At 62.3% G+C, this 16,635-nt stretch carries 13 protein-coding genes; 6 read left to right on the forward strand and 7 right to left on the reverse strand.

Annotated features, from left to right (window positions below):
- Positions 1 to 65: 65 nt before the first annotated feature.
- Positions 66 to 1,076, reverse strand: coding sequence for a glycosyltransferase family A protein (locus AAGS40_RS07185; protein ID WP_345814152.1), 1,011 nt, complete (start codon positions 1,074 to 1,076; stop codon positions 66 to 68).
- 468 nt (positions 1,077 to 1,544) lie between these two features.
- Here AAGS40_RS07185 and AAGS40_RS07190 point away from each other — a divergent pair, with 468 nt between their 5' ends.
- From AAGS40_RS07190 to AAGS40_RS07200, 3 genes are all read left to right on the forward strand, one after another.
- A complete protein-coding gene (locus AAGS40_RS07190; RefSeq protein WP_345814153.1) occupies positions 1,545 to 2,732 on the forward strand; it encodes an aldose epimerase family protein in 1,188 nt (395 codons plus the stop codon).
- A gap of 57 nt (positions 2,733 to 2,789) precedes the next feature.
- Positions 2,790 to 4,610: an ABC transporter transmembrane domain-containing protein gene (locus tag AAGS40_RS07195; RefSeq protein WP_345814154.1), complete on the forward strand. Its 1,821-nt coding sequence runs from the start codon at positions 2,790 to 2,792 to the stop codon at positions 4,608 to 4,610.
- A 200-nt stretch (positions 4,611 to 4,810) separates the two neighbouring features.
- Positions 4,811 to 6,226, forward strand: coding sequence for an ISNCY family transposase (locus tag AAGS40_RS07200; RefSeq protein WP_345814155.1), 1,416 nt, complete (start codon positions 4,811 to 4,813; stop codon positions 6,224 to 6,226).
- Positions 6,227 to 6,445: 219 nt separating this feature from the next.
- Here AAGS40_RS07200 and AAGS40_RS07205 read toward each other — a convergent pair whose 3' ends face one another.
- Positions 6,446 to 7,342 (reverse strand): LysR family transcriptional regulator, encoded by an 897-nt coding sequence (locus tag AAGS40_RS07205; RefSeq protein ID WP_345814156.1) that lies wholly within the window; start codon positions 7,340 to 7,342, stop codon positions 6,446 to 6,448.
- A gap of 134 nt (positions 7,343 to 7,476) precedes the next feature.
- Here AAGS40_RS07205 and AAGS40_RS07210 point away from each other — a divergent pair, with 134 nt between their 5' ends.
- Complete coding sequence (locus tag AAGS40_RS07210) at positions 7,477 to 8,589, forward strand: TauD/TfdA family dioxygenase (RefSeq protein ID WP_345814157.1); 1,113 nt, start codon at positions 7,477 to 7,479, stop codon at positions 8,587 to 8,589.
- A 104-nt stretch (positions 8,590 to 8,693) separates the two neighbouring features.
- Complete coding sequence (locus AAGS40_RS07215) at positions 8,694 to 10,076, forward strand: MFS transporter (protein ID WP_345814158.1); 1,383 nt, start codon at positions 8,694 to 8,696, stop codon at positions 10,074 to 10,076.
- 52 nt (positions 10,077 to 10,128) lie between these two features.
- On the opposite strand, the gene nudC is transcribed toward AAGS40_RS07215, so the two are convergent.
- From nudC to AAGS40_RS07235, 4 genes are all read right to left on the reverse strand, one after another.
- Positions 10,129 to 11,187 carry an NAD(+) diphosphatase gene (gene nudC / locus AAGS40_RS07220; protein ID WP_345814159.1) on the reverse strand — a complete coding sequence of 353 codons (1,059 nt, stop codon included), beginning with the start codon at positions 11,185 to 11,187 and terminating at the stop codon, positions 10,129 to 10,131.
- Between the two features lie 79 nt (positions 11,188 to 11,266).
- On the reverse strand, positions 11,267 to 12,175 hold the full coding sequence (locus AAGS40_RS07225; protein ID WP_345814161.1) for a LysR substrate-binding domain-containing protein: 909 nt from the start codon (positions 12,173 to 12,175) through the stop codon (positions 11,267 to 11,269).
- Between the two features lie 207 nt (positions 12,176 to 12,382).
- Positions 12,383 to 13,336: a CoA ester lyase gene (locus tag AAGS40_RS07230; RefSeq protein WP_345814162.1), complete on the reverse strand. Its 954-nt coding sequence runs from the start codon at positions 13,334 to 13,336 to the stop codon at positions 12,383 to 12,385.
- Complete coding sequence (locus AAGS40_RS07235; protein WP_345814163.1) at positions 13,333 to 14,511, reverse strand: CaiB/BaiF CoA-transferase family protein; 1,179 nt, start codon at positions 14,509 to 14,511, stop codon at positions 13,333 to 13,335. Before AAGS40_RS07235 ends, AAGS40_RS07230 begins: the two co-directional genes overlap by 4 nt.
- A gap of 388 nt (positions 14,512 to 14,899) precedes the next feature.
- Between AAGS40_RS07235 and AAGS40_RS07240 the strand changes: the two genes are divergently transcribed.
- Entirely contained in the window at positions 14,900 to 15,658 is a 759-nt protein-coding gene (locus tag AAGS40_RS07240; RefSeq protein ID WP_345814164.1) for an SDR family oxidoreductase, read from the forward strand.
- Here the strand turns inward: AAGS40_RS07240 and AAGS40_RS07245 are convergent.
- On the reverse strand, positions 15,655 to 16,539 hold the full coding sequence (locus tag AAGS40_RS07245; protein WP_345814165.1) for a LysR substrate-binding domain-containing protein: 885 nt from the start codon (positions 16,537 to 16,539) through the stop codon (positions 15,655 to 15,657). The genes AAGS40_RS07240 and AAGS40_RS07245 overlap by 4 nt on opposite strands.
- Positions 16,540 to 16,635: the final 96 nt, after the last annotated feature.

Consider the following 16,635-nt stretch of genomic DNA (forward strand, 5'->3'; position numbering starts at 1 on the left):
ATCAGAGTGGGAAGAGCGGCCCGGCTCGTGCGAGCGCTGCGCTAACAGGCCGCGTGGCGTTCCGTTCAGCGTGTGAGGCCGGCGCGGCGGGCCAATGGATTCGCAATGAAGCGCACTGCAAAATCGGAAAGAGGCGAGTAGGGAAAGAGGCAAAGACTCGACAAAGCGAGTGTGCCGATTTTCTTCTTGATGCCCCAGAAGGGGTTGGCAACGATCGAGTGAAGATAGCCGCGGGAATCGCGCATCATCCATCGCCAGCGCGTTCGCAGCGTGGCCCGATAGACGCCCGAACAGAAACGCGCCTTCTCGTGCGAGAAGTCATGAAAGGTCGACGGCAGGTCGATCGCGAGCCTGGTGTGCGCGATCTCCTGCAACGTACGCCATCTCCTGTCCTGCGCGCTCGACATTTTTGCGCCGCTTTCCGCGTTGGCGAAGGAGAAGCCGGCTGACTCGCTGTGATGAACCCGATAGCCGCCTAATGATCGCGTAATCGCGCCAACGGGACCCAGCAGCGCCGCGCCATAGATTGCGTAGAAATCGGCCCCATAGCGATTGACCGTCGTCTCGGGCACCGGAAAGATGCGCTTGAGCGCGCTGACACGATACGCATTTCCCGAGGCCGGCGGAGAAGGGTACAGCCAGCCGCGCCTGAGCAGACTGCCGCAGTCGGACGGCGGCTCGGAATGGGGCACATGCGCGCCGGTACGCTTGCCGGTGGAATCGATTACATCAAGATGAAACTGGACTTTCGAGTAGTCCCCCTCACTAAAGACGCGCATGACGTGAGAGACCGCATCGGGATAAAGGATGTCGTCGGAGTCGAGAAAGATCGCGTGCTCCGTGTCGAGCAGATCGATCGCATGGTTGTACACGGACACCTGGCCACCATTGGTCTTGAACACTGCTGAGATCAGCGAGCCATATCCCGCGATGATTTCACGCGAACGGTCAGTCGAGCCGTCGTCGATCACGATCACCCGGGTGGCAGGGTAAGTTTGAGATAGGGCCGAATCGATCGCCTGTGCAAGAAAGCGGTCGTAGTTGTAATTGCAGATCACAACATTGACGGGCTGCATGCTGTGTTGACTCCAAACGTCGGGAAGAAATAGATAGGCAAGCTAATTAAGGACAAAAGACGAGCCGGACACTATGGCAATACGGCATCTGTTCATTGTTTTCCGCAGCGACGGCCATTCACTGGAATGGACGCGCAACGCGTCGCCGCATATGACAGAAATTTGACGATGCGGCCTGCCGCTACGGGTTAACGCGTTGATACTAATGTTATGGTGCAGTGAAGCATGAAAACCGGAAAAGAAAAGCTCGAGGCGCAAAGTCTTGAACTATTGGCCGATAGTCTCGCGATTTGCAGGCAGGTTCGGTTTTCTCGTGTGGTCAGGCGCACGGAATTGTCGTGCGATCTTTTTAAGCGCCGACGGACTCCGAGCGCGTGTGACTTGCGCATGGCTGCCCGGCTGCGCGGTTGTACGGGCGGGGCATGCACTTTGCGAAGCAGGCGACAACGCCCATTAACAGGAACAGTCATGAGTTCAAGCGTCGCGCCCGTTTCACGCTCCCGGCTACTGAGGCCGCCGCGTCTCGTTGGAGCCCTGCTGCTTGCCGCCTCCTGTTCGACGCTGGCAGCAACCCTGTCGCAGCAGCCCTACGGCACCACGGCAGATGGCGAGGCCGTGACCCGCTACACGCTGCGCAACGCGCGCGGCTTGACAATCAGCTTTCTGAGCTACGGTGGAATCATCTGTGAGATTTTCGCGCCGGATCGTGACGGTCATACAGCCAACATCGCGCTCGGTTTCAGCAATCTGGCCGATTATGAAAAGTACAACGGCGACATTCACTTTGGCGCGTTGATCGGGCGATACGCCAACCGGATAGCAGGAGGCCGTTTTACGCTCGACGGCAACCGTTACAGCCTGCCGGTCAACGATCCGCCCAACACCCTGCACAGTGGCCCGCGCAGCTTCGACACGAAAGTGTGGACTGTCAAGCCGGTCCAGACGGAACGCGGCGCCGGTGCCGAGCTGACCTATGTGAGTCCGGACGGTGAAAACGGTTTTCCCGGACGACTGACCACCCATGTCACTTACACGCTGACCGACGACAACGTGTTCCGAATCGATTATCGAGCCACGACCGACAAGCCGACCGTCGTCAATCTGACGAACCATACCTATTTCAATCTGGCGGGCGAGGGCAGCGGAACAATTGAGCGTCAGACCATCCAGATCGCCGCCGCGCGCTATACGCCGACCGACGCCACATCGATTCCCACCGGCGAGCTGGCCAGCGTGATGGGTACACCGCTGGATTTGCGCAGGCAGACGGTGATCGGCGAGCATCTGCGCTCGCCGTTCCAGCAGATGCTCTATGCGCGCGGTTTCGATCACAACTGGGTGCTCGACAAACAGGCGGGCGCCGACCGGTCCGCTCCGCAATTCGCCGCGCGAGCCATCGACCCGGCGAGCGGGCGCGTGCTGGAGTTGTACACGACGCAGCCGGGGCTGCAGTTATATACCGGTAACAGCCTGCTCGGCAACGTGGTGGGATCGTCCGGAAAAACCTATCGGCAAAGCGACGGATTCGCACTGGAAGCCGAACATTTTCCGGATTCACCCAATCAGCCGTCGTTTCCAAGCACGGTCTTAAGGCCGGACCAGACGTTTCACGAAGTGACGGAGTGGCATTTCAGCACCCGGCAAGCGGGGCGCTAAGGGTCGCGCTCCGAATACTGGCACAATCGACGCTATTCGATCTGCCCGGAAGCCTTCATGCCGCATGCCGCCACCTCAGCGTCGCCTTCATCGCGTATCGGGCCTCTCTTTGCGCTGTTCCCATTCCTGCGTCCGTACGCGGGCCGCTGGGCGCTCGCGTTCCTTGCGCTCGTGACGTCGGCGGGAGCCACGCTGGTGCTGCCGGTGGCGTTCAAATATCTGATCGATCGCGGCTTCGCGTCAGGCGAGCGCGGGCATATCGACCGCTATTTTCTTGCGCTCCTTGTCGTCGCGCTGATACTGGCCGCAGGCACCGCACTCCGCTTTTATCTGGTGTCATGGCTTGGCGAGCGGGTCACGGCCGATTTGCGACGCGCAGTCTATGACCACATGCTGCAAATGAGTCCGCAATTTTTTGAAACCACGCAGACCGGCGAGGTGCTATCCCGTCTGACGGCTGACACGACATTGATCCAGGCAGTGGTCGGCACCAGCCTGTCATTGGGACTACGCAATATTTTTCTGCTGACTGGCGGCGTGGCGATGCTCGTAGCGACGAGCCCGGTGCTGTCCGCGTACATCATCGCCACGCTGGTCGTCGTCATCGCGCCTATCGTGCTCTTCGGCCGGCGCGTGCGGCGCCTTTCGCGCGCGAGCCAGGACCGGATCGCGAATACGAGCGCGTTGGCGGGCGAGGTGCTCAACGCAATGCCGACCGTACAGTCGTACACCCAGGAGCCGTTCGAAGCACGGCGCTTTGCCGGCGCGGTAGAGGCGGCCTTCGAGACCGCGCTTACGCGCATCCGTGCGCGTGCATGGCTGACTGCAGTGGTGATCGTGCTGGTGTTCAGCGCGATTGTCTTCGTGTTGTGGCTCGGTGCGCAGGCGGTGCTGGCCGGGTGGATGACAGCGGGTCAATTGTCGCAGTTCATTCTTTACGCCGTATTGACGGCCGGCGCAGTGGGAGCGGTTGCCGAGGTGTGGGGCGATCTGCAGCGCGCTGCCGGCGCAACTGAACGGCTGTTGCAATTGCTGGCCGCACGTTCGCCGGTCAAGGACGTGGAGACGCAAGCAGCGCCGCCGGCGCGAGGCGAGGGCATCCGTTTCGCGGACGTCGGCTTCTCGTATCCGTCGCGGCCCGGCATTGCGGCCCTCTCCGCGATCTCGCTCGATGTTCGCCCCGGCGAACACGTTGCGTTGGTCGGGCCGTCAGGCGCGGGCAAGACCACGCTGTTTCAACTGCTGTTGCGGTTTTTCGATCCACAATCCGGCCGCATCGAGATCAATGGGGTATCGACGCGAGAGGTGCCGCTCGCCGAATTGCGCAAGATGATCGGCGTGGTGCTGCAGGAATCGGTGATCTTTTCTGGCAGTGTGCTCGACAATATCCGCTACGGCGCGCCGGACGCGACGCTTGCGCAGGTTCGGCAGGCCGCGGATAGGGCGGCGGCGGCCGGCTTCATTGAGGAACTGCCGCAAGGCTATGACACCTTTCTCGGCGAGCGTGGCGTGCGGTTGTCCGGCGGGCAGCGTCAGCGGATCGCGATCGCCCGTGCGATCCTGAAAGATCCGCCCATTCTGTTGCTGGATGAAGCAACGAGTGCCTTGGATGCCGCCAGCGAGAGGCTCGTGCAGAAAGCGTTGGACAATGCCGCGCGAAACCGCACCACGCTCGTCATTGCTCACCGGCTCGCGACGGTTCAGCAGGCCGACCGCATCGTCGTGCTCGACCAGGGGCGTATCGTCGCGCAAGGTCGGCACGCGGAGCTTTTGCTGAGTTCGCCGCTTTATGCGCAGCTCGCCGCGCTGCAGTTTGGCGAGCAGATGGGGCCGATGCCGCAGCGCGATGCGGTGGATGCTTCGACGGGAATCGGGTGATGGGTGGTTAGGGTTTGCTGGGTGACGCGTCAGGTCGTTTTAAGTGGTTTTCGTATTTGACATAACATAAATTATCAACATTTCGTGTGTCAGAGCTTTTTAGAAATGTCCGGTTCTGGCTCATTGGAAATGTCCGGTTTTCCAACTCCGGGCTAGCTGTGGCGCATGCTGCGGCATCACAGCCAGCCCGGAGCCCGACCATGAACGGACGTGGATTCATCACGATCAGCATGCATGAGCTCGAGCGCGTGAAGGTCATTGAGGCGGTCGTCCAGCATCGACTGACGACCGTACGGGCGGCTGAACGTCTGCAACTGTGTGAGCGTCAGGTCAGACGGCTGGTGCGACGCTACGAGTCCGCTGGACCGGCCGGGCTCGTGTCGGCGCGGCGTGGACAGCCCAGTAATCGTGAACTGCCGGTTGATCTGCGGGCGCGAGCCATGGCGCTGGTGCGTGAGCGCTACACGGATTTTGGGCCGACGCTGGCGTGCGAGAAGCTATGCGAGTGTCATGGGCTCGTGCTCGCCAAGGAAACCGTGCGGCGCTGGATGCGTGAGGCCGGGTTGTGGATTCCACGCAAACAGCGGCCACCGAAGCTGCATCAGCCGAGAAACCGTCGTGCATGTCTGGGCGAGCTGGTGCAGATCGACGGCAGCGATCATCGCTGGTTCGAGGACCGCGCACCGGCCTGTACGCTGCTGGTGTTCATCGACGATGCGACGGGCCGGTTGATGGTGCTGCACTTCACCGCGACCGAATCGACCTTCAGCTATTTCGAGGCGATACGCGCGTACCTTGAGCAGCATGGCAAGCCGGTCGCGCTTTACAGCGACAAGGCCAGCGTGTTTCACTGCAACAGCCATTCGGTTACGCCTGGCAAGGGCGTGACGCAGTTTGGCAGGGCGCTGTATGAGCTGAATGTAGATACGTTCTGCGCCAACAGCAGTCAGGCGAAGGGCCGTGTCGAGAGGGCCAACCTGACGTTGCAGGATCGTCTGGTGAAGGAACTGCGGCTACGCGGCATCAGCACGAAGGAAGCTGCCAATGCTTACGCGCCCCACTTCATCGCTGACTTTAACGGCCGGTTTGGCAAGGTGCCGCGCAGCACGTTCGATGCACACCGGCCGCTGCGGGCGGATGACGATCTTGATCTGATCCTGACGGTTCGTGTGCCGCGGCGCGTGTCGAAAGTGTTGACGGTGCAATACGACCGTGTGATCTATCTGCTTGAAGATACGCCAGCGAACCGCAGCCTGATTCACGGGTATCTGGATGTGTTCGAGTATCCGGACGGACGTATCGAAATCCGGGTGAATGGTGCTGCCCTGCCCTATGTGCCTTATGACAGGCTCTCGGAGATCGATCAGGCTGCAGTGGTCGATAACAAGCGGCTTGGACACACGTTACAGATGGCGCAGTTGATCCAGGCGCAGCGCGATGACAGGCGGGCGTCGGGAGCTCCATCAAGGACCAATCAGGGTGAGGCTCCACGGTCGAAGGAGCGCAAGGTGGGTACCCGCAAGCAGCGCGAGTTGACCCGGGAGCAGTTGAATGAAGCGATTCTTGGAACTGCCGGAGCGCGGGTTGGCTCGGTGCTTAAGAGCCCTCTAACATAAAGATTTCTGAACCACAAAATCGGACATTTCTAAAAAGTCCAAACCCGGACATTTCAATCTGGCCTCGACAGTGTGTGTAGCAGCAATATGAGAATGTCTGGTTCGAGCCAGTTAGAAATGTCCGGTTCAGGCCTGCCGAGGCGCATGCTGTTGACGCGCAATCCGGCGGAGCCTGCCATGAACGAACCAAGACCCGAGCGGCTGCGATAAAGCGGCGATCTACCGCCCGCCCGCGACCGGCGACCCGGCCCGCTGCAGCGCAATGCCCAGCGCGTCCCGCACAGCCTGAAGCAGCCGGCTGTCGGCATCGTCCTTGCGCGTCACCACGGAGAGTTGCAGAGTCGGCGGCGACGCTCCGAGGCGCATCGTTCGCACCGGATAACGCTCGCAGATGCTCGGGTCGACTATCTGAAGCACGGACACGCCAAGCCCGGCGCTCACCATGGCGACGATGGCCGTCACGCTGTCGAGTTCGAGCGTGCTGCGCTTTTCCGGCATCATCCGGCGGACGTGTCGCGCGCCCATCGCTCCCGTCATCGAACTGCGGTCGTAGCGAATCCAGTCGTAACGTTCGAGCATGTCCCGTGCGGTGCCGCTTTTTTCATGCGGCGGCGCAATCAGCACAAGCTCGCGTTCAAGCAGTGGATACCAGACGAGTCCCGCCACCCTGCCGCGTTCGGGCTGCGCGACCACCGCCGCGTCCAGGGAGCCCGCCTTCACGTCGACGATCAGTCCCGCGCTGCGCCCCCGCTGCGGCTTTAACAGCACCCGCGGATGCCGTTCGCGCAGCGCGCGCATCGTTCCTGGCAGCACCAGCGGCTGGATCGATTCGATGAGCCCCAGCCTGACCGTCCCCTCCACGGCCACCGTATGACGGCGCTTCAGCGCATCGATCTGCTGCAGCCCGTCACGCATTGCCGCCATGACCTGATGCGCCATTGCCGTCGGCTGCACGTGTAGTCCTCCCCGGCTGAAAAGAGGTTGGCCGAGATACTGTTCGAGGTGCTTCATCTGCATGCTCACCGCGCTCGGCGTGAGATTCATCACGGTCGCCGCCGCGGCGAACGAGCCCTCCGAAATGACGGCGCCAAGCGTCTGGAAAGCTTCGAGCCTCATCAAAAATCCTTATGTACGGATTGAAATAAAGTCACTTTTGTTGACTATCCGCCGAGCCTATACTTTTTTCAAGCAGGCAAGGCCCGAGCGGCCGCGCACTCGCACAGGATTTCAACATTCGGAGACAACGTTTCATGCACACGTTCAGACCTGTTCCGTGGTTCGCTGCAGACGCGCAAACCGAGACCTCATGGGTTCAACAATTAAGCGCGAACGAAGTCGCCGGATTCGACGCAGCGCTCGCTCACGCAAAGACGGTTGGCCGGCCGCTGCTGGAGATGGTGCCTGACGATTTCCCGCTGAATGCCGCGGCTCGCGGAGCATTGAAGCGTGCGATCGACACGACGCAGGGCCGTTGGGGCATGTGTCTGTTGAAGGGTCTTCCCGTGGACCGCTGGTCTGAGGACGACACCCGGCTCGCTTACTGGGGATTGGGCCTGCACTGCGGCGTGGCTCGCACGCAGAATCGCGCCAGCGATATCCTCAACGACGTCCGCGACGTCGGCTCCGTCTACAAAGCCACCAACGGGCGGGGCTACAACACCAATGCGTCGCTCGACTTCCACATGGATTCGTGTGACGTGGTCGGCCTGCTCTGTCGGCGCGCCGCAAGGCATGGCGGCGAGAGCAAGGTGGTCAGCTCGATCGCTGTTTTCGACGAGATGAAGCGCGTGCGGCCGGATCTGGCCGAATTGCTGCGCGGACCGTTCTATTTCAGCTATCAGGGTGCACAGGACCCGGCGCAACCGCCCTATTACTGCTGCCCGATCATCGGCAATCATTCCGACTGTTTTGCGATGCGCACGAACCGCAAGAACATCGTAGCCGCGCAAAACGATTTCGCCGACGTGCCGCGTCTGTCCGACGCGCAGAATGCGGCGCTCGATCTGCTCGACGAACTGATGACCGACCCGCGCTTCTGTTTTTCGATGTCGCTGGAACCTGGCGATCTGCAGTTGCTGAACAATTACGTGACGATCCACTCGCGCACGAGTTTCGACGACTTCGACGAGCCGGACAAAAAGCGCCATCTGCTGCGCCTGTGGCTCGCCATTCCCGACGCGCAGCCTCTTCCCCCGAACTGGCTCGAGTACTTTGGCGACGTGCGCGCGGGCGCGGTGCGCGGCGGCTTGCGCGGCAGTCACCGCTCGTCTGCGTTCGAGGCTTACGAAGCGCGCCAGGCCGCGCTGATGGGCATGGCGCTGCGCGAATGGGCACCGGTCGCCCTGCCGCTCGCAACGGCGTGAGCGACGGTTGACCGGAACACAGTGCAGCCGCGTTTCATCGCCGAAGACGATTGACGCCGGATCACACGGCGCGACGTGAATCACAAGATCAATGAGGAGACGACATGGCATCACCGGAATCCATCGGTCTGCGGCTCGACGCATTGCCGATCAGCGGCTTTCACCGGCGCATGCTATGGCTGATCGCCGCCGGCATGTTTTTCGACAGCTTCGACATCACACTGGCAGGATCGGTCCTCGGCGCGCTCGTTCATAGCGGCGTGTCCAATCTCAAGTTGAACGGCTATTTCATCTCGGCCACTTTTGTCGGCATGGCGATTGGCGGCACGCTCGCGGGCATGCTGGGCGATCGCTTCGGCCGCAAATTCACGTACCAGGCGAACCTGCTGGTATTCGGGCTGGCGTCGATCGCGGCGGGCTTTGCATCGTCGATGCCGTGGCTGATCGCGCTTCGACTCATCATGGGCATCGGGCTCGGCGCGGAAATCGTCGTGGGCTATTCGACGCTCATCGAAGTGATTCCACCGCGACAGCGCGGACGCTATTCGGCGCTGCTCGCCCTCGTCACCAACAGCGCGCTGTTCGTTTCCTCGTTGACGGGCTATTTTTTGATTCCGTTATGGGGCTGGCGCTCCATGTTTTTCGTCTCCGGCGCCGGCGCGCTGCTCGTATGGGTCGCGCGCAAATCGATGCCCGAGTCGCCGCGTTGGCTCGCGGGCGAAGGCAGGCTCGACGAGGCGGACCAGATCGTCACGCGGATCGAGGAAGAGATTCACGGCAAGGGCTATCGCGCGCCCGAAGAGCCGCAAACGATCGAGGAACACGCGCCGATGCCGCCGTTGTCCGTGCTGTTCTCGCGCGAGGTCTGGACGCGCACGCTGGTCGGCTCGACGATCTCCATCGTGATCGGAATCGCGATTTACAGTTTCGTCACCTGGGTGCCCACGTTTCTGCTGAAACAGGGCCTCAGTCTGTCGTCGTCGCTCGGCTATAGCATGCTGATGTCGCTCGGCGGCCCGGTCGGCGCGGCGATCGGCGTGCTGTGCACCGACCGCTTCGGACGGCGCCGCTGCATCACCATTGCGTCGTTGCTCGGCGCGGTGATGGGTGTCAGCTATGCGCTCTCCACTTCACCGATGATGGCCGCCGTGATGGGCTTCCTGCTTTTCTGCTGCCTGTATGCGATCGTCGCCTTGGCGGTGGCCTGCTACATTCCCGAGTTGTTCGGCACGCGCTACCGTCTGCGGGGAAATGGCTTCTGCGCGGTGCTCGGCCGGATTGCTTCGTTCTGCGCGCCGGGCATCACGCTGCTCGTCTATCAGGCGGGTGGCATAAGCTATGTCGCGTTCAGTGTGGCGATGTTGCTCGTGCTGCAAGGCCTCATCGTCTTCGCGTTCGGCATCGAAACGCGCTCGCGCTCGCTCGAAGTGATCGAAGAACACGCTGGCGCGCTGGAACCGGTTGCCGCCCAGCTGTCGCAGAGATAGTCGTCGTGCAGGTGATTGACGGGACGCCGTGCCGGTGTCCCGCCAAGCCGCTTCACGAAGCCGCGCGACGCAGCACCGCTTCGCCCTGCTCGACATAAGCCCGAAGCAGATGATGCGCGATCGCGAACGGCTTGGGCGCCGACAGTCCGTCCGCATGCGTTCCCGCAAGCATCGCCGCGACTTGCGCGCGCGAAAACCACCTCGCGTCTTCGAGTTCGGTTGTATCGACAACGATATCGGTATCGCTCGCGCGTGCAAAACAGCCCATCATCAGCGACGACGGAAAGGGCCACGGCTGTGACGCGAAGTACACCACTTCCGCGCACGTCACATGAGCCTCCTCCATCACTTCGCGGCGCACGGCATCTTCGATGGTCTCGCCCGGCTCGACGAATCCGGCCAGCGCCGAATACATGCCAGGCGCGAATTGCCGCTGCCGCCCGAGCAGACACCGCTCGCCATCGATCACCAGCATGATCACGACCGGATCGACGCGCGGGAAATGGCGCGCGCCGCATGCATCGCAGACGCGTTGCCAGCCGGCCGCCGCCACGCGGGTCGCAGTGCCGCAATTCGCGCAGAACGAATGACGGCCGTGCCAGTCGAGCATCGACTTTGCCTCGGCCATGATGCCGAGCACGCTCTCGGCGACGAGGCCTCCAAGCGCAAGCGGGCGAAGCTCGATGCGCTCATGTGCGGCGTCCGGCGATGCTTGTTGTTGTGCTGATGCGCCGCTTGCCGTGGAAGCCGGCGCGATGCCGGGTCCGCTGCCAGGTGCCCTGCCAGACCCGGTTCCGAATGCGGACTCAGACGTGCTCCCAGTCGCGAATCCAAGCGCAAAGCGACCGCTTCCATCGCTTTGCACGCCGAGGAAAACGCTGTTGCGCGGCTCGCCGAAAGCGGTCGCCTCGCTTGCTACGAACCACGGGTCATATTCGCCGCGACGTTTGAGCACGGGCGCGTCGCCGTCGAAGACCAGAAAACGCGCAGCCGGATCGCTGCGTAGCGTGTCGATGAACCCGTGGTCGTCCCGCTTGTCGGAACGCCGGTCGAGCGGGTTGAAATTAAAGCCGATGGGCTCGGAGGAGGCGGGCTTCACAGTGGTTGGCATGGAAGTAACGGAAACCACCGAGTATGGCAGGCTTTGATGTGGGTCGCTCGGCGCCTCGCGCCTGACGGTCATTCCACTGTCAATCCGCCCTATCCCATTTGATCTCCTCCTCGCGGACGATCTTCTCGATCGTGTTCTGCACCGCTCGCGAAGCCGCATTCTGCGGCACGGCATTCGGCACGCACAGGCTGACCATGCGCCTGAGCGACGGCTCGACGATCCGCCGGCCAAGCAGCGCAGCGCCGGGCTGCCGTGCAAGTGCGCCGGAGAGGATCGAGCCGACCTTGCCCTCGCGCGCGATCGTCAGCATGGTGGGCAACGAATCGATATCCGCGACGACGTTCAGTTCCAGACCTTCACGGGCGAAGGTGCGTTCAATCAGCAGCCGCAGCCCGTTCGCCTTGCCGGGCAAAACGAGCGGCACGCCTGCTATCAGCGACAGTGCAACGTCGCCCGCGTGCGGATCGCCGACCCAGGGCACGCCGCATAGCGACAGATGTTCGGTGAAAAGCGGCGACACCGTGAGCCCGCGCGTTTCGGTCTCGCGAAACAGCACGGCCATGTCGAGCCGCCCATTCGCGAGCAACTCGATCAGGTAGCCACTCATGCTCTCGAACAGTTGCAACTCGATGTTCGGATAATCGGCTTGCAGACGATTGAACAGCGGGACTGCGATCACTGCCGCGATGCTGGTGGGCAGACCCACCGCCACCTGGCCCGATTCGCTATGCTCGCCGCGGCGCACGTCGCCGCGCATCTGTTCGAACTGTTTGAGAATGGTGCGGGCATGCCGGTAGAGCGCCATGCCGGCTTCGGTCGGCCGCACACCGGATGGACTGCGCAACAGCAGCGGCACGCCAAGATCGTCTTCCATGCCGACAATCTGCTGACTCAGCGAGGGTTGCGACACCGACAACCGCACTGCCGCCTTGGACAGGCTGCCCGTATCGACGACCGTAGCGAAATAGCGTAGCTGGCGAATGTCCATCTGAACCCTCACGAAGCCCTGCTCTTCGGGCCGCAAGCATTCGCGCCGGCGTCCACGCCAAAGGCTATAAGCGCGGACTATAGCATCAGCGTGCATCCCGCGCGCGACTGCGTGTGAGTGTCAGGTGAAATCCGCCCGCGAGGACGGCCGCCGTTGATACATGACGATACAAAAGCCCCGTGTCGGGACCTAGCATTCGCAACCACGTCAACCGCGCTCAGCCATCGCGAGCAGTCGCTGCGCCATACGGACATTGGCGTAGTCGACCATCCTGCCGTTCACCGACACCGCGGCGAGTCCCGCGGCCTCCGCCTGCGCCATCGCGTCGAGCGTGGCCTCGGCCGCGCGGATTTCTTCATCGCTGGGTATGAATGCAGCGCGTGTCGCGGCGATCTGCTCCGGATGGATCACCTGCTTGCCGTCGAAGCCCATTGCCGCCGCCTTCAACGCGAGCGAACGCGTGAGCACCGGGTCGCGGAATGCGCCGCACGGGCCGTCGATCGCACGAAGATCGAACGCGCGCGCCGCAACGAGCATGCGCATCATCGGGTAGCCCCACAAGTCGAGCGGCGCGGTGACGTAGTTGCCGATCTCGTCGCGGCGCGTGACCGCATAGCCGGCATGCGTGCCGCCCACGTCGACGTTGCGTGCACCAATCGACGCGGAAAAATCGCCTACCCCGAAATGCAGCGCGGCGAGCCGGCCTCCGGCGGCCGCGATCATGTCCACGTTGACGATCCCGCGAGCGGTTTCGATCAATGCCTCGATCTGAAGTGGTGGATTGGCGCCGCTATGTTCGTCCAGCAACGCTTCGGTCTGTGCCAGTACGGCTGTGCATTCGACCTTGGGTACAAGAATCGCGTCGAGCCGCGCCGCGTCGCCGGCGAGCGCAACGACCTCGGATTCGAGTACGCCCGATGCGTCCACATTCACTCGCACGGCGACATGTTTTGCGCCCCAGTCCAGTTCGCCGAGCGCGCGTATTGCAGAGCGCAACGCGGCGCTTTTTTCATCGGGCGGCACTGCGTCTTCGAGATCGATGAATACCGCGTCGGCCGCACTGGCCGCTGCGGACTCCAGCATTCGCCAGCGGTGGCCGGGCACCGCCAGAACGGTGCGCATCGGCCGCACGGCCTGGGATGTCACGGGCGCATCGCTCATGATCGCGTGCCTCGCGCCGGTCCGGCGATGTGCTTTTCTTCGGCCAGTTCCGCGAGAATCCGTGCCGTATGTTCGCCGACCGCGGGCACCGGCCCCATGACCGGCTCGACGCCGGGAATCGTCACGGCCGGCAAGAACAGATCGTGCGTGCCGCTTTCCGTTTCGACGGGTCGATACCTGTTGCGCTCGACCACTTGCGGGTGATTGAGCAGTCCATCGACATCGTTCATGCGCCCATTGGCAATGGCTGCTTTATCGAGCCTTGCAATGACCTGTTCACTCGACAACGCCGCAAAGTGGCGCGTAATCAGCTTCTCGAGCGCCGCGCGGTTGGCAAGCCGCAGCGAGTTCGTCACGAAGCGCGCGTCGACGGCAACCGCGGGATCATCCAGCACGGTCCCACAAAAGCTCGTCCATTCGCGTTCGTTCTGGATTCCGAAGAATATGCTGCCGCCGTCTCCAGCCGTGAAAGGCCCGTATGGTGCGATCGTCGCATGGCGTGCACCAGTGCGCGGCAACGGCCGACCCGTGCCGCGCGCGTAATACGCGGGGTAGCTCATCCATTCCGTCATCGCATCGAAGAGCGAAACTTCGAACGCCATGCCTTTGCCGGTGCGCGCGCGCTGATGCAATCCCATCAGAATGCCGTTCAACGCGTACATACCGGTGGCGATATCGGCAATCGCAATGCCGCATTTTGCGGGCGACTCTTCGGTGCCGTTGATCGACAGAAAACCGCTCTCGCATTGCACCAGCAGATCGTAGGCCTTCTTCTTGCCGTAAGGTCCATCCGCTCCGTACCCCGAGATATCGCACGCGACCAGTTGCGGAAAACGCTCGCTCAGCGTGCGCGCATCGAGCCCCTGACGGCGCGCGGCACCGGGCGCGAGGTTCTGGATGAACACGTCCGCGCGCGCAAGCAGCGACTCCAGCGTTTCCTGCCCGGCTTCGGTCTTGATGTCGATGGCGAGACTTTCCTTCGAGCGGTTCACCCACACGAACTGGCTCGACATACCTTCCATGACCGTGTCGTAGTGGCGCGCGAAGTCGCCGGTTTCCGGACGTTCGATCTTGATGACCCGCGCGCCCCAGTCAGCCAGATGACGGCTCGCGAGCGGCGCGGCGATCGCCTGTTCGATCGAAACGACGAGAATGTCGTCGAGAGGAAGAGTCATGTTGGCGTCCCCATGTTGTAGATCGTCCGCGCATTCACCCCTACGCGGACGTTGATCCGATGCGTGAACGACAAATGTACTGAAGGATCGGAGTGAAGAGGAAATACTGTTTTTGCCTACCCGCTATAGGATCGGCTTATAGCCAGGCCACCTCGCACCGCGTCAGTAGCGTCGCTGCACGTAAGCGACTAGTGGGCTCGAACCCGAGCGTTCGAACCGAAGCGACCGAAGGCAAACATCCAAACCCAGGCGCTCGGACCTAAAGTGAGTTTTCGTCGCGACAGCGAGAAATCATTTCGTTTGATCTGCGCGGCGCGGCGGCCCTATAGTCGGAACCGACCTCCTCCGGCCATCTTGTGCAGCCACTCACCTACGCAGGTCCAGAAAAATGACGAACGAGACAAAAGTTGCCCTCATCACCGGCGCCGCGAGCGGCATTGGCGAAGCGACCGCGCAGTTGCTGGCAGGCCGCGGCTATCGTGTTGCCATCGCCGATCTGCGCGAGGAACCCGCCGCCGCCGCGGCAGAACGAATCCGCGCGAAGGGCTTGGACGCCATGCCCGTCAAGGTCGATGTCGCCGACGAAGCCAGCGTCAAGGCCATGATTGAAACCGTGGTGTCCCGATGGGGACGCGTCGATGCCCTCGTCAACAGCGCCGGCCTTGAAAGCGCCCGGCCGTTTCTCGAGATTCCGCTCGCGGAATTTCGCAAAGTGATGGACGTGAATACGATGGGCACGTGGCTGTGCTGCCAGCAGGCAATTGCGCAAATGCTGAGGCAGCAGAGCGGCTCGATCGTGAATCTGAGCTCCATTGCAGGTCAGAAAGGCGGCGGCATGCTGGGCACCGCCGCATATGCAACGTCCAAAGGCGCGGTCATCGCGCTGACCAAGTCGCTTGCGCGCGAATTCGCGCGCTCCGGCATTCGCGTGAACGCGGTCGCCCCTGCATTCACCCTGACGGATTTCGTGCGCCGCCAGCTCGACACCAAACCGCCGGGCTTCATCGATACGATTTATGCGGCCACGCCAATGGGCCGCGGCGCGCAACCCGCGGAAATTGCAGCTGTGGTGGCTTTCCTTGCATCCGAAGAAGCGTCGTTCGTCACCGGTCACGTGTATAACGCCGACGGCGGCACGGCGATCTAGGCCGGCGCGCCCTCGGCGTCGCGCAACTCGGCGCCGAGCCACTCGACGAGCGCAACTGTTTGCGGCCGCGTCTGCAGATGCGGCGCGACCCACAGCACCAGCTTGCGTGGACCCGGCACGAAACCGAACGGCGCAACGAGTGCGCCCGAGTCGAGTTCATCACGCACCAGCATGCGCGGCACGTTTGCAATGCCGAGCCCGCATTTGGCTGCCTGAATCAGCAGATAGAAATGTTCGAACGATTCGGCGATAGACGGCTTCATGGCGGACAGCTGCGCGGAATCGAACCAGTCCTGCCACGCGCCGGGTCGCGTATTGGTAGCGAGAAGACGGGCGCGGTTCAGATCGTCGGGCGCCTTGATCATCGTGGCGCGCAGGTACTCGGGCGCACAGACCGGGCCGATCCATTCGTCGATCAGCGGCTGGGGCTCGACATCTCTCGGCGCCTTGATCGTATCCAGCCGGATCGCGACACTGATGTTTTCCCGCGTGAAATCGATCTCGCCGGATCCCGTGTTCAAGCTCACTTCGAGAGACGCATGCCGGCGATGCAGTTTGCCGAGTCGCGGCAGCAGCCAGTACATCATGATCGACGCCGAACACGATAGCGTGAGCGGCCCGGGTCTCACCTGCTCCACACTCGCCTGAATCAGATTGAATGCCCGCGAAAGGCCTTCGGCGAGCCGCGCGCCTTCGGGTGTGGGTTCGGTGGAATGCGCGTTGCGCAACAGCAGCATCACGCCGAGCGTGTCTTCGAGCGAGCGGATATGACGGCTGATCGCGCCGTGTGTCACTGACAATTCTTCCGCCGCGTCGCCGAAACTGCGCAGGCGCGCCGTGGCTTCGAAAGCCCGCAATGCGTTCAGTGATGGTCGTGGCACGAGTGGTTCCTTGCCGGAAGCATTTTCCGGTGCAGTCTCTCTATTGTGAGTTTTTCGCAGTACTGCGGGAAATCATATCGTTTGATGGTTTTTCGG

The organism is Paraburkholderia sp. PREW-6R (assembly GCF_039621805.1).
Taxonomy (GTDB): Bacteria; Pseudomonadota; Gammaproteobacteria; order Burkholderiales; family Burkholderiaceae; genus Paraburkholderia.

Excerpts from the sequence above, each read along its gene's own strand:
- AAGS40_RS07185 (WP_345814152.1), bottom strand. The coding sequence starts at position 1,076 with ATGCAGCCCGTCAATGTTGTGATCTGCAATTACAACTACGACCGCTTT.
- AAGS40_RS07190 (WP_345814153.1), top strand. The coding sequence starts at position 1,545 with ATGAGTTCAAGCGTCGCGCCCGTTTCACGCTCCCGGCTACTGAGGCCG.
- AAGS40_RS07195 (WP_345814154.1), top strand. The coding sequence starts at position 2,790 with ATGCCGCATGCCGCCACCTCAGCGTCGCCTTCATCGCGTATCGGGCCT.
- AAGS40_RS07200 (WP_345814155.1), top strand. The coding sequence starts at position 4,811 with ATGAACGGACGTGGATTCATCACGATCAGCATGCATGAGCTCGAGCGC.
- AAGS40_RS07205 (WP_345814156.1), bottom strand. The coding sequence starts at position 7,342 with ATGAGGCTCGAAGCTTTCCAGACGCTTGGCGCCGTCATTTCGGAGGGC.
- AAGS40_RS07210 (WP_345814157.1), top strand. The coding sequence starts at position 7,477 with ATGCACACGTTCAGACCTGTTCCGTGGTTCGCTGCAGACGCGCAAACC.
- AAGS40_RS07215 (WP_345814158.1), top strand. The coding sequence starts at position 8,694 with ATGGCATCACCGGAATCCATCGGTCTGCGGCTCGACGCATTGCCGATC.
- nudC (WP_345814159.1), bottom strand. The coding sequence starts at position 11,187 with ATGCCAACCACTGTGAAGCCCGCCTCCTCCGAGCCCATCGGCTTTAAT.
- AAGS40_RS07225 (WP_345814161.1), bottom strand. The coding sequence starts at position 12,175 with ATGGACATTCGCCAGCTACGCTATTTCGCTACGGTCGTCGATACGGGC.
- AAGS40_RS07230 (WP_345814162.1), bottom strand. The coding sequence starts at position 13,336 with ATGAGCGATGCGCCCGTGACATCCCAGGCCGTGCGGCCGATGCGCACC.
- AAGS40_RS07235 (WP_345814163.1), bottom strand. The coding sequence starts at position 14,511 with ATGACTCTTCCTCTCGACGACATTCTCGTCGTTTCGATCGAACAGGCG.
- AAGS40_RS07240 (WP_345814164.1), top strand. The coding sequence starts at position 14,900 with ATGACGAACGAGACAAAAGTTGCCCTCATCACCGGCGCCGCGAGCGGC.